The organism is Halorubrum persicum (assembly GCF_002727125.1).
GTDB classification, from domain to species: domain Archaea; phylum Halobacteriota; class Halobacteria; order Halobacteriales; family Haloferacaceae; genus Halorubrum; species Halorubrum persicum.
Genome location: NZ_NHOA01000138.1, coordinates 18,008 through 28,537 on the forward strand (window position 1 = coordinate 18,008; position 10,530 = coordinate 28,537).

Consider the following 10,530-nt stretch of genomic DNA (forward strand, 5'->3'; position numbering starts at 1 on the left):
GCTCACTGTAATCGAAGTGGGGGCCGTCGGCGATAACCCTAGCAGTAGTTTCGCATTTGGGAGATATAGTAGTCGTTAGAAATAATCACTCACCTTCGGGACCGAGAGTTGTTCAAGAGCGGTGTCGATCGCTGTTGTAAGCCTGCTGAGTGAGTCGAAGAAGCGGTTGTTGAGTGCAGCTTGAAGCTGTCTCCTGCATTCTTCGACAGGGTTCAACTCCGGCGAATATGACGGGAGCGTCACAAAGGCGAGGTCATCACGGGCCGCTAGATCCGTGACGGCCGATACCTGAAAATGTGGTTTGCCATCGAGCACGACGATTAGATTATCTTCGAATTCGCCACATAGTTCTAAAATGAAATGTCTTGCGTGATCAACGGTGATATACTCTGTGATCCGAGAGAAAAAGCGCTCCTCGTCCTCGGTGATCGCACCTAATAAGCACGTCCAGTCCCGTTGGCCGGATAATTCGACCGAGGGCCACGCGGAAACCACGCGGCACGCAGCTCGACTTGGACAGATTTCTTGGTTTGATCGATACAGACTACTGTGGCGTCCATTCCCCGCCGCTTTTTTTGATCTCGTCGTGAAACGCTTCTTGGTCGTCTTCGTCGGGTTCCGCGGCTGAGCGGCGTGGTTTTTGATAACTCAATCCCGCCTCTTTCAGTAACCGCCGGCAACTTGGGATCGAGTACCCGATGTCGTACGTTTCTTCCAGAAACTCTTGGGCAAGCGCCGGCGTCCACGCCGGCGCGTCAAAGCCGATCTCTTCGGGTGGCTCGTGGACTGTCTCTTCGAACTCTTGTTGCTGTTTTTCTGAGAGCTTTCGCTTTCGACCAGATCGATGAGCATCAGTAACGGCCTGTTCAAGCGGCTCGTCAGTATCGAGTCGGTTGAGCCAGCTGTAGATCGTTCGTCGGCCGGTGTCATGCCACTCGGCAAGTTCAGTCTGCGTAACGCCGTTTTTGTACGCGATCGCAGCTAACAACCGTTGCGTCGGCTTTTTTCCGTCGACGTTGTCAAGCGCGTCTTGGAGTTCTTCGACGGAAATCTCGTCGAGATGATCCATTAGGTACTGTACAAGCTGCCGTGCGGAAAGTTCTAACGGCTACTATAGTTCTTATTCGATTGTCGAACACATACTACGGAGAATTGTGGACTAGGTTGGCTCTATCCGATAGATACATTCCTGTATTGAATAATCCGAGAGGAAAAAGAGGGGTACGCTAACTATTCTATGACGTCCTGATACAAAAGTGTGAGATTTGGTAACTAAGAGCTGTCAGAAGTCATCGAGAACAGAGTCACTCTTCCTCGTACGCGAGGTTCATCAGCCACTGAGAGAAGGCGTCTGACAGCGGATCGATGTCTTCCTCACCAATAAATGGCGAGAGCATGTCACCCGCCATCAACAGTGAAAAGTCAAGATCAGATGCTGTTGGTTTGAGATAGTAGGTCCGTTGACCTTCGTACACCGCTTCTTCACGCTGAATCAGCTCGGCACTCTCAAGCGCTTCGACTATTCGGCTTCCTTTTCGCGAAGAGACATTCAGCTCTTTCCAAAAGTCGCTCTGGTGAATCCCACCCGTCTCACGGACCAGTTCAAGACCCGCACGCTCGTCCGCCGATAGATCGGTTTTACCCTGTGACGCACTCATATTCCAACAGCTAACGTGTATCCATTATAATCGTTTTTTCTGTCGCTAACACTCCTTATGAGATTGGCAAAATCTATGAGCAACGAACCTACTGACACCGAACCAACGCACGACGAATTCACGCCCGACCCGGGCGAGGTCGAATACCCGTCGACCCTCCGCATCACCTCGCTCCCGGCGGAGCAGGCGCAGGCGGCAGCCATCGAGCGCGCCGGACAGTGGGAGGACGGCAGGGGGGTTCCACACGTCGTCAACTTCGAAGACCGCGCGCGCCTCCGCCAGCTGCTGACCGACCGGCGGATGGAGCTGCTCGAAGCAGTGATGGAGCACCCTCCAGAGAGTATCCGCGGGTTGGTCGACCGTCTCGATCGTGACGTGCACGACGTCCACGACGATCTTCACCTGCTGGCCGAGTACGACATCATCTACTTCGAAGAAGACGGCCGCGCGAAGAAGCCATACGTCCCCTACGACACGGTCCGGATCGAAGTCGAGTTCGGTCTCCCCCGCCGTGAGGGGTCAGAGTCGGCCGCATCGGCCTAACCGACGTTGTGGAAGGGCATTTTTCCGGCACACAGAACCGCCGCTGGCGGCGACCCGCCCCGGCCGCACTGATCGAATACCGACACACGACACCCCGACCATGACCACACTCCACATCACCGTCGTCGACCGAGAACAACTCCGTGAGGACGCGCTCCAGTTCGTCCAAGACGTTGAGGCCGACGATCTCGACGAACAGGACGGAAAGGCAACACTTCAGTTCGGCACCTACGACGACTTTGTCGACAGTCTCACGTCGCTGCGCCTTGAGCTCATCCGGGCGATCGCAGAAGAGGCGCCTGAGAGCATTCGCGAGGCAGCGCGCCTCGTCGAGCGTGACGTGTCCGACGTCCACTCAGACCTGAAGCAGCCGGAAGTGCTGGGCATCCTCACGCTCGAAGAGGGCGGGCCCAGCGGTTCGATTCAACCCGTCGTTCCGTTCGACCGCATCGAGGTCCACATCGACTACCCGCTTATCGATAGCGGCGACGCCGATGGTACTCCCGCAGGCGCGTAGTCACCACTCACCTCTCTCCGAGTGTACTATGGGACTCTCGTGCGATGGTTATCCACGACTCGCAATCACGCTGTTGGCCCAGAACAGTACTTTCGCCCCGCTCGCCCGAAGCATAAGTCACAGAGTCTCAAATATTGAGGAGAGGGAGCACCGCTGAGTCGGTTTCAACAACCAGATCAGCTTCAAAACAGTGTCACACGCTCCCTCTCCCCTCGAAGTGCCCCGTAAACTCGTGAGAATGACTCCTAATGACCCAGAGACAGTCCGTGGCGACTGCTCATTCTGCGGCGAGACGGTAACGGGTCGGCACGCAATTATCCACTATGAGACCGCTGACGGCGACACAGGCGTGTGGGCCGAATGCCATAGCTGTGGCGAGATCGTTGACCCCACCGATGCTCAGTAAACAGTTCATCCAGCAAATTGTGAGGCTCGAGCCCTCATCGACAACGCACCACGAGTGCTGTCACTGTGGGTACAGCGTGGAGAAAGACGTCGATGAATGTCCACAGTGTGGCTCTCACGAGATTGCGGCCGACGATCTCGAGTCATTGCTGAAGTGGTCACGGTAGGTAGAGAAGGCCTAGTACCTTATGTATCATCCGAACGCTAATATGGCTCCGGTTGTTACATAAGGTATGGAGCAGCCGTCACCACCCACCTCCCTTCCGAAGTATCTCGCAGAGGGTCTCCCGAAACAGGATACGGAGACACTCCATGAGATACAGAACTACGTTGAGGCGCTTATTGAGTATCGCAACCAATCGGTCGACACCGACGAGCTTCCCGAGACTGCCGAGCCCGTCGAGGAGTCCGATAGCGCAGGAAGCGGGACCGTCGTCAAAGAGAAAGTTACCTGTGGCGACGACAGTTGTAAGTGCGCTAGCGGGGATCCCACAGATATGCACGGCCCGTATCTCTATCGCTACTATCGTGAGAACGGGACGACGAAATCGGAGTACGTTGGGAAAACCGGAGGTGAGTAGTGTGGATCGAGACAGTCCGGATCTCGACGACGCCGATTAAATAGACGACTGCCAGTAAAACGGCGTTAGAGCGCTTGTGAGTCGTGTTCGACGATGGTGGCAAACGCGACGTTCTCTTGGACTTGCTCGATCTCGACAGTCGGCTCATCACCTGGTTGTCCGCCGGGGACGATCACGACATAGCCCCGATCAACCTTCGCGATGCCGTCGCCTTGATCACCCGTCGTCTCGATCGTCACGTCGCGGACTTCACCCTCATCTACGGGAGGACCGTCCGACGTCGGAGTTGGTTCTTGAGCAGCCGATTGGGGTTGCTCTTCCTGAGTCTCCTGGCTTGTCGAGGATGCTGATGTCAAGAGCGCGACGCGATACGTTTCGTCGGCAGCAAGCGCGTCGTGTTCGATTTCACTCGCGGGGACATCCACAATATATGACCCGTCACGTTCTTCGATTTGAGCGGTGAACACAGAGCGAAGCGAATCAGAAATTTCGACCATCAGGTATCACGAGTTTAGCTACTCAACGTATCTAAATCTCATGTTTTGCGCTACTTTGAGATGGTAATCTAATCCAGTGCATACCGGATAGAGAGCACAGGTACAGGCGGAGAAATTCCTCTAGATCGAGTCACTACGGCGAAACCGGACAGAAGAATTTTATTACGGTCGGCGGTACGCCCCCTATGACGCCCTCCCAGTACTCTCGCCGAACCGCTCTCGCCGGTCTCTCGACAGCTGTCCTCGGTTCGCTCGCCGGCTGTAGCGCGCTTCCCGGGTTCGGCGACGAGAACGACACGTCCCCACGAAGCTGGCTGTACGACCCGACCACACACACGGCGGAAAAAATCACCGGCTTCTTAAGGTTCGACTTTCCTGCCGGACTGGCCGAACTCGACGACCACCTCCACCCGGACGCACTGGCTGACCGGACGACACCGCTGGAGGAGGTTACCATCGACGACGAGTCAATCGAGTGGGCGATTACCTACGGGGATGTCCTCTTTCGAACCCCATACCTCCGCGCCTGTGGCGGGAGCTTCGACGCAAAGACGGCCCGGGCCGAAACGGCGACCACCCTCGATTCTAACATAAATGATAGCACGAGGCTTGCGGCCGCTGGCCCGTTCGACTGTCTCCAGTACGACGACTCCCAGTACGGTCTCGTCCGGGACGGCGAACTGGCCTGTCTCGGGGAGGTCGAAGACGAAGACACCGTTCGCAATATCGTCCAGGAACGGAGCGAATCCTCGCCCGGACTCGCTGCGGTCGGCGACGTGATGGACCTCATCGATGCGGTCGGGCTCGACACGAGCGCGTCTGTCGACTTTCAGGTCGACGACGCCGGCAAGGTGACCGGAAACGGATACGGCTACACGGCGGACGGCGAGACAACGACGGTCCGGTTCGTGCGACTGTACAGTGACCAGCCCCTCAGCCGGCTCAAAGAACTCGAACAACTCATCGACGCGCTCACCGACGTGAAAGTCGAGGAAAAAGGCAATATCGACCTGCTCGAAGCGACCGTCGACACGAACCGACTCGCCTTCGACGGCTCGCTGTTCGACCTGCTCGAAGCACCGTACAAGTAGCCGACTCGCTGCCGTTTTAGGGACGTGACAATGGACCGAGTGTGCTCTGTTGAATCCGATGGCGGCACGTGGATCACGATCTCTGGAGACGCGATTATCTCGCTCCTCATCGTCGAAGAGTTGGATCGATCCACCCTGTGATCTCAACCCTTCCACTCTCTGCCAAGATTCCATCTCTGAATTCTCTCGACAGCGCTCCTGAACTGAGGACAGAGTGACCCAATCCCGGCGCCTTCTGCGGATTCAACAGAGCATTCATAACCCATCACGTCGGCGACGTGCGGAACTTCCGGACCTGGTGGGAGGAGCTCCTCGCACAGGTCGAACTCGTCGCCGACGACCTCTTCGAGTTCATCCGGGACGCACAGGACATCGACCTCGACTTCTCGGAGCTCCCGTTCACCGTCACGGAGTTTTACACCCTGTTGGGCTTCCCGGACTACCTGGCCGAGCGTGCCGCCGACGATGCAAAAGCCAATACGGCGTCCCCCTTCGAAATCGATATGTGGACGCTGCATTCCGGTGCGACGTACGCGCTCACCCACTTCTTCCAGGGGAAAGAGGGGGCATCCCTCGATCAGTACGTCCGCATCGCCAAAGACATCCTGCTCAACCCTGAAGGCACGATCGAGCGCGTCGAACAGGCGTACGAGCAGGAGTTAGCGGCGGACGGGGACGACGGATCGCAGGCCTCGCTGGCCGGCGAACGAGCGCTGGCGAGTATCGAGCGCGTCAGCGACGACCTTCAGGAGAAAGTCGAGCAGTTCAAAGAACACGAGGACGCGCTGCGTGAGCGATTCCAAGAGGCGATGGGGTGACGTCCCATCGGTGACATAGTCGGGCTATTTCTATCCCCTGAACAGGTGGAGCGCTATAGAGATGGAGTAGGCTACGATTAGCGAAGGCAGCCCACCGTCAAACGAGTCTCATACGCGTCACTCCTGCCCGTTCCGGCTGCTATCTCCCCGTTGTAACACCTCCGTCTCACCCGTTTGGCTCGGATGGTTCGCATCGATCGGATTTAAGGGGACCATCACGGGACCGTGTTCGGTCTCAATAACCTTCGCGTCGATATCGAAGACGTCTGCGAGGAGGTCTTCGGTCACAACCACCTCGGGCGGACCACTAGCGTGGATCGAGCCCTGCTTAAGTGCGACCACGCTGTCGGCGTAGCGTGCCGCCTGCGAGATGTCGTGGAGGACGAGCACGACAGTTGTCTCGCTTTCGTCGCGGAGCGTCTCCACGACTCGCATCACCTCCAGTTGGTGGCGGGGATCGAGGAACGTCGTCGGCTCGTCGAGCAGCAGGACATCGGTGTCTTGGGCGAGCGCCATTGCGATCCAGACGAGTTGCGTCTGCCCGCCGCTGAGCGTCCCGACTTCGCGGTCGCGGAGATGTTTGACGCCGGCCATCGCGATCGCCTCGTCGACGGCGTCCCCGTCACCGTCAGCCTGTGACTCGAAGAACCCTCGGTGGGGGTAGCGGCCGCGTTTGACGAGTTCCTCCACGGTGATTGTGTCCGGCGCGGTGTTCTGCTGGGAGAGTCGGCCGAGCTTCCGCGCAAGTTCCTTTGATTCGAACGAGTCGACGCGCTGGCCGTCCAGCAGTACGCGGCCGTCGTCGGGCTCTAGTCGGTTCGCGAGTCCCTTCAACAGCGTCGACTTTCCGCTACCGTTTGGGCCGATAAGCGCCGTCACCTCACCCGCGGGGACAGCGAGCGTCTGCCCGTCGATGACTGGCTCGTCGATACTCGGATAGCCGACGACAAGTTCGTCTGCGTTGAGGATCGGCTGCGACCTCAGCTCGTCTGCCCCATCACCCATCGATTCGTTGCTCGATCCGGACTCACCTGACATCCTATTTTCCCCCATCAGACTTCACCCAGGTTCTCGGTTTTTCGCATCAGGTAGAGGAAGTACGGCCCACCGACCAGCCCTGTGATGATGCCGACCGGGAGTTGGATAGGGCTGAGTGCGAGGCGTGCACCGACATCCGCGCCGACCAACAGAGCTGGCCCGAGGAACAGACACCCGAGCAGGAGCCGTCGCGAGTCACCACCGACAATGTTCCGCACCATATGTGGAACAATGAGCCCGACGAAGCCGATGAGGCCCGCGACCGAGATGGCGGCCGCTGTCGACAGTACGGCGATACCGGCGACCGCGAACCGCATCTTCTCGACGGGCATCCCAAGCGAGTCTGCGGTCTCTTCGCCGAGTGCTAGCACGTCCAGTTCCTTGGTCACCACAAACGCGAGCGTGAGCGCCAGTACTGTGAACGGAAGCGCGATACGGACCTCTCCCCAGTCGGTGTTCAACAGCGACCCGGAGAGCCACGCCTGTGCGGACATCACAGTGCTGAGGTCGTCGATGAAGAAGAACAGTGCGCGCTGCACCGAGCCAAAGACTGTGCCGACGATAACACCCGCCAACACGAGTCTAACGGGGCTGGTGCCGTTCTTCCACGCGATAACGTACACCAGCAGGAAGGCAGCCCCACCGCCGATCGCCGCGAGCACTGGTATGAAGGGGAGGAACTCGGAAAACGCCGTCAGGACGACCAGCACGACGAGCCCGGCGCCGTCACTGACACCGAGGATGTAGGGGCTGGCGAGCTCGTTCCGGGTGATAATCTGGAAGATGGCGCCGGAGACGGCGAGGTTCGCACCGACGAGTACGCCGACGAGGATGCGCGGCAGGCGAATGTTCCAGACGATGTGCTGTTGCTGGGTGAACCACTCGGGGTTGTCAGCGCCGAGCAGGAACGCCCGCCACGCTTCGAAGCTGAACAGGATTCTGGGATCGAAGACTGCCCCCCACGCGTCTCCTAGCGTCAGCGGGAACGCGCCAAAGCTCACCTGTAGGAGTGTCGCCCCGACCAATACTGCGATGCTCCCAAGCGTGACGCCCGCCAGCGTCGAACTGGCGTACCAGTGACTGGCTGCCGCTCTACGGTCCGCGAGCCGGTCGAACAGTTCCACCATTGATCCTACAGGTCCTCGTTGACGATGTCGACGAGGCGCTGGCGGTCAAAGAGTTGCTCACTCTCCGGAATGTCACCGACAGCACCGAACCACTCGCCAAACTCCCCGGGGTAGACCTGCTTCGCGACGGCCTCGGTGGAGAACATGTCGACGATCGGGCCCATGTACTGACCGCCACTCCGGATGACGTTGCCGTTCTGGACGGCACTGAGCTGTTGGCCGTTCTCGTTGTTCTCGAAGGGTTCGATGACGGTGTTCACGAACTCCTCGTGCGTCAGGGAAGTGAGCCCACCGACGGCGCCGATGTAGTCAGGGTCGGCGCGAAGGAGTTCCTCGTAGCCGACCGGACCGTCCGGGTACTGGCCCTCGAAGGCGTCCTGCATGCCGAGACGGGAGTAGGACTTGGTGTTGTTGCCGAGACGATGTAGCGGCGCGATGCGGAACCGGCCGGAGTCGGGAGCCACGCCGCGCCAGATGGCGGCGACCGTAGGGCGGTCGTCCTGGGCCGGGAGCCCCTCCTCGATGGTACTCATGAGGTCGTCGTGCAGCGACTGCCACGCCTCGAACTGCTGTGGGCGCTGGAAGATCTTCGCGACCTTCTCGAAAGCCTCGTACATCGTGTACGGGTTCGGTTCGTCTTGAACCGCGGACTGGGGAGCGAAACGCAGAGTCGTCCCGAGGAACGGACCGGTCTGGGATTCGACGTTCTCGAAGTCGGAGTCGTCCCAGCTGACGTAGCGACCGATGTTGTTCTGCGAGATGAGCCAGACATCGGCGTCAGCGGCGTAGAAGTTCTCCTTGTCGTAGCCGGACTCGGCATCGCTGGCGATCTTGGTGATCTGGCTCTCGTCGAAGCCAAGATTAAGCAGGTCGTAGAACTTCAATGGGGCGCGTTCGAGGCCGGTGGTCGCCGTCGGCTGGATACCGAGCGCCATCCCCATATCGATGAAGGGACTGGTGCCGACGCCGTACGTTTCGGGAACCTCTTCGAACGTGTATGGATCGTTGGGTTCCATCTGGAGCGTGTACGGCGTCGGGTCCGACGCCGTCGTTTCGTGGTTCTCCGTCTCGGTGGTGGTACCAGCGTCAGTCTCCGTACTCGTTGATTGGTCTGTGCCGTTCGTTCCGTCGGTAGAGTTTCCAGCACAGCCGGCGAGACCGGCGGCGATGAAACTAGCACTACTCGCGAGCAACTGGCGTCTACGTGCCATACTTTTTAGGTAGACCTAAAACAACTTATTGATTATCGCTGTTCGATTCGACGCAGTACGAACGATGTTCACAGCATGTTACGGAGGACACGACGTGTTCACCCTCATCAGTCTACGTCGTTCGTCCGTTCAACGAGCGGCACCGCACGATCACGGTGTTCACCGATTACCCGATCGGCCCACGCTACTACGTCAGGATGGGAACACGAGATGATGTCGAACCCGGTCTCCTGATCCCGATCGACAGTGAAGAACACCGTTTCGCCGTCGATGAGATCGACGGTACAGGGAACACGTTCGTCGAGACTGAAATACACAGTCGAGTCAATCTGGGACTGGATTTCCCGCCACTTCGCGCGTAGCGACGAGTCCTCCACCATCGTTTCAGTCACGTTTGAATCAAAGACCACACGCACTTCGGGTTCGGTCCCATTCTGGATCGCCTGTTCGTACCCGTACATCGGGAGTGAGGTGAACGTCCCGACGAGTGATTCACACGAGGACCCACCTCTGATGGCGTTTGCGATGACGCGTGCGGCTGCAAGCGGGTCCTCGCTCTTTCTGTGGACGTGTTCGCCGTTGGCAAGGCAACGGAGGTCGAAGTCGAACCAGTCGGTTGGGAGTCGCGAAATCAGCTTGGGATAGGTCTGTCCCGCCGTTATCGTTCCCTGTAGTCTAACGAGATCGCGGTGAACAGCTTCGCCGAAGGAAGATAGTTCGTACCCTCTATCGGAAGTTCTTCGCTGGATGAGGTCCCGGTCCTCGAGGTCACCAAGAATTCGGCTCAAGGTGACCCGAGTCGCGTCTAACTGGTCGCGTAGCTCCTCCCGTGAGCCGGCGCCGTCGGCTAATAGATCGAGCACGTGAAATCGGTGTTCCGAGCGAGTGAGGAACGCTACGTATTCGACTGTGTTCTCGGCCAGTTGGTCCACCTCCTTACACGTCGTCTGCTTCTCTGAGAACTCGGCCGTCATAAGATACCATCATTTAGGTTGGCCTAAAATGTTCTTATCTGGTTTCTCATGTCTGCTCTGTTGAATCCGC

11 protein-coding genes and 2 pseudogenes are annotated in these 10,530 nt (G+C 58.4%); 6 read left to right on the top strand and 7 right to left on the bottom strand.

The annotated features are described in order from the left end of the window. Positions 1-75: 75 nt before the first annotated feature. Positions 76-1,069 (bottom strand): annotated as a pseudogene (locus tag DJ69_RS14770) (IS630 family transposase). A gap of 235 nt (positions 1,070-1,304) precedes the next feature. Continuing rightward, a complete protein-coding gene (locus DJ69_RS14775) occupies positions 1,305-1,658 on the bottom strand; it encodes a helix-turn-helix transcriptional regulator (protein ID WP_099256306.1) in 354 nt (117 codons plus the stop codon). Between the two features lie 75 nt (positions 1,659-1,733). Here DJ69_RS14775 and DJ69_RS14780 point away from each other — a divergent pair, with 75 nt between their 5' ends. The 4 genes from DJ69_RS14780 to DJ69_RS14790 all read left to right on the top strand — a co-directional run bounded on the left by DJ69_RS14780 (position 1,734) and on the right by DJ69_RS14790 (position 3,704). Further along, complete coding sequence (locus DJ69_RS14780; protein ID WP_099256307.1) at positions 1,734-2,201, top strand: HVO_A0114 family putative DNA-binding protein; 468 nt, start codon at positions 1,734-1,736, stop codon at positions 2,199-2,201. Between the two features lie 100 nt (positions 2,202-2,301). Next, positions 2,302-2,718 (top strand): HVO_A0114 family putative DNA-binding protein, encoded by a 417-nt coding sequence (locus DJ69_RS14785; RefSeq protein ID WP_099256308.1) that lies wholly within the window; start codon positions 2,302-2,304, stop codon positions 2,716-2,718. 238 nt (positions 2,719-2,956) lie between these two features. Next, positions 2,957-3,124 (top strand): DUF7837 family putative zinc-binding protein, encoded by a 168-nt coding sequence (locus DJ69_RS19315; RefSeq protein WP_449404445.1) that lies wholly within the window; start codon positions 2,957-2,959, stop codon positions 3,122-3,124. 232 nt (positions 3,125-3,356) lie between these two features. Next, entirely contained in the window at positions 3,357-3,704 is a 348-nt protein-coding gene (locus DJ69_RS14790; RefSeq protein WP_099256309.1) for a DUF6788 family protein, read from the top strand. A gap of 65 nt (positions 3,705-3,769) precedes the next feature. On the opposite strand, the gene DJ69_RS14795 is transcribed toward DJ69_RS14790, so the two are convergent. Next, a complete protein-coding gene (locus tag DJ69_RS14795; RefSeq protein WP_099256310.1) occupies positions 3,770-4,201 on the bottom strand; it encodes a TRAM domain-containing protein in 432 nt (143 codons plus the stop codon). Positions 4,202-4,386: 185 nt separating this feature from the next. On the opposite strand from DJ69_RS14795, the gene DJ69_RS14800 reads away from it, so the two are divergent. Together DJ69_RS14800 and DJ69_RS14805 are read left to right on the top strand one after the other, a co-directional pair. Beyond that, entirely contained in the window at positions 4,387-5,292 is a 906-nt protein-coding gene (locus DJ69_RS14800) for a hypothetical protein (protein WP_099256311.1), read from the top strand. A 257-nt stretch (positions 5,293-5,549) separates the two neighbouring features. Continuing rightward, positions 5,550-6,110: pseudogene (locus DJ69_RS14805) on the top strand (hypothetical protein); the annotation flags it as partial. Between the two features lie 117 nt (positions 6,111-6,227). Here the strand turns inward: DJ69_RS14805 and DJ69_RS14810 are convergent. The 4 genes from DJ69_RS14810 to DJ69_RS14825 all read right to left on the bottom strand — a co-directional run bounded on the left by DJ69_RS14810 (position 6,228) and on the right by DJ69_RS14825 (position 10,460). Continuing rightward, positions 6,228-7,148, bottom strand: coding sequence for an ABC transporter ATP-binding protein (locus DJ69_RS14810; protein ID WP_218962330.1), 921 nt, complete (start codon positions 7,146-7,148; stop codon positions 6,228-6,230). A 14-nt stretch (positions 7,149-7,162) separates the two neighbouring features. Continuing rightward, positions 7,163-8,275: a FecCD family ABC transporter permease gene (locus tag DJ69_RS14815; RefSeq protein ID WP_099256313.1), complete on the bottom strand. Its 1,113-nt coding sequence runs from the start codon at positions 8,273-8,275 to the stop codon at positions 7,163-7,165. A 5-nt stretch (positions 8,276-8,280) separates the two neighbouring features. Continuing rightward, positions 8,281-9,486, bottom strand: a complete 1,206-nt coding sequence (locus DJ69_RS14820) for an ABC transporter substrate-binding protein (RefSeq protein ID WP_099256314.1) — start codon at positions 9,484-9,486, stop codon at positions 8,281-8,283. Positions 9,487-9,593: 107 nt separating this feature from the next. Then, the gene (locus tag DJ69_RS14825; RefSeq protein ID WP_099256315.1) at positions 9,594-10,460 is read right to left on the bottom strand and encodes a helix-turn-helix transcriptional regulator; all 867 of its coding nucleotides are present in this window, start codon (positions 10,458-10,460) and stop codon (positions 9,594-9,596) included. Positions 10,461-10,530 lie beyond the last annotated feature (70 nt).

What these genes read in the sequence shown, in the direction of transcription:
- DJ69_RS14785 (WP_099256308.1), top strand. Translation starts at nt 2,302, where the DNA reads ATGACCACACTCCACATCACCGTCGTCGACCGAGAACAACTCCGTGAG.
- DJ69_RS14795 (WP_099256310.1), bottom strand. Translation starts at nt 4,201, where the DNA reads ATGGTCGAAATTTCTGATTCGCTTCGCTCTGTGTTCACCGCTCAAATC.
- DJ69_RS14820 (WP_099256314.1), bottom strand. Translation starts at nt 9,486, where the DNA reads ATGGCACGTAGACGCCAGTTGCTCGCGAGTAGTGCTAGTTTCATCGCC.
- DJ69_RS14800 (WP_099256311.1), top strand. Translation starts at nt 4,387, where the DNA reads ATGACGCCCTCCCAGTACTCTCGCCGAACCGCTCTCGCCGGTCTCTCG.
- DJ69_RS19315 (WP_449404445.1), top strand. Translation starts at nt 2,957, where the DNA reads ATGACTCCTAATGACCCAGAGACAGTCCGTGGCGACTGCTCATTCTGC.
- DJ69_RS14815 (WP_099256313.1), bottom strand. Translation starts at nt 8,275, where the DNA reads ATGGTGGAACTGTTCGACCGGCTCGCGGACCGTAGAGCGGCAGCCAGT.
- DJ69_RS14810 (WP_218962330.1), bottom strand. Translation starts at nt 7,148, where the DNA reads ATGTCAGGTGAGTCCGGATCGAGCAACGAATCGATGGGTGATGGGGCA.
- DJ69_RS14825 (WP_099256315.1), bottom strand. Translation starts at nt 10,460, where the DNA reads ATGACGGCCGAGTTCTCAGAGAAGCAGACGACGTGTAAGGAGGTGGAC.
- DJ69_RS14775 (WP_099256306.1), bottom strand. Translation starts at nt 1,658, where the DNA reads ATGAGTGCGTCACAGGGTAAAACCGATCTATCGGCGGACGAGCGTGCG.
- DJ69_RS14790 (WP_099256309.1), top strand. Translation starts at nt 3,357, where the DNA reads ATGGAGCAGCCGTCACCACCCACCTCCCTTCCGAAGTATCTCGCAGAG.
- DJ69_RS14780 (WP_099256307.1), top strand. Translation starts at nt 1,734, where the DNA reads ATGAGCAACGAACCTACTGACACCGAACCAACGCACGACGAATTCACG.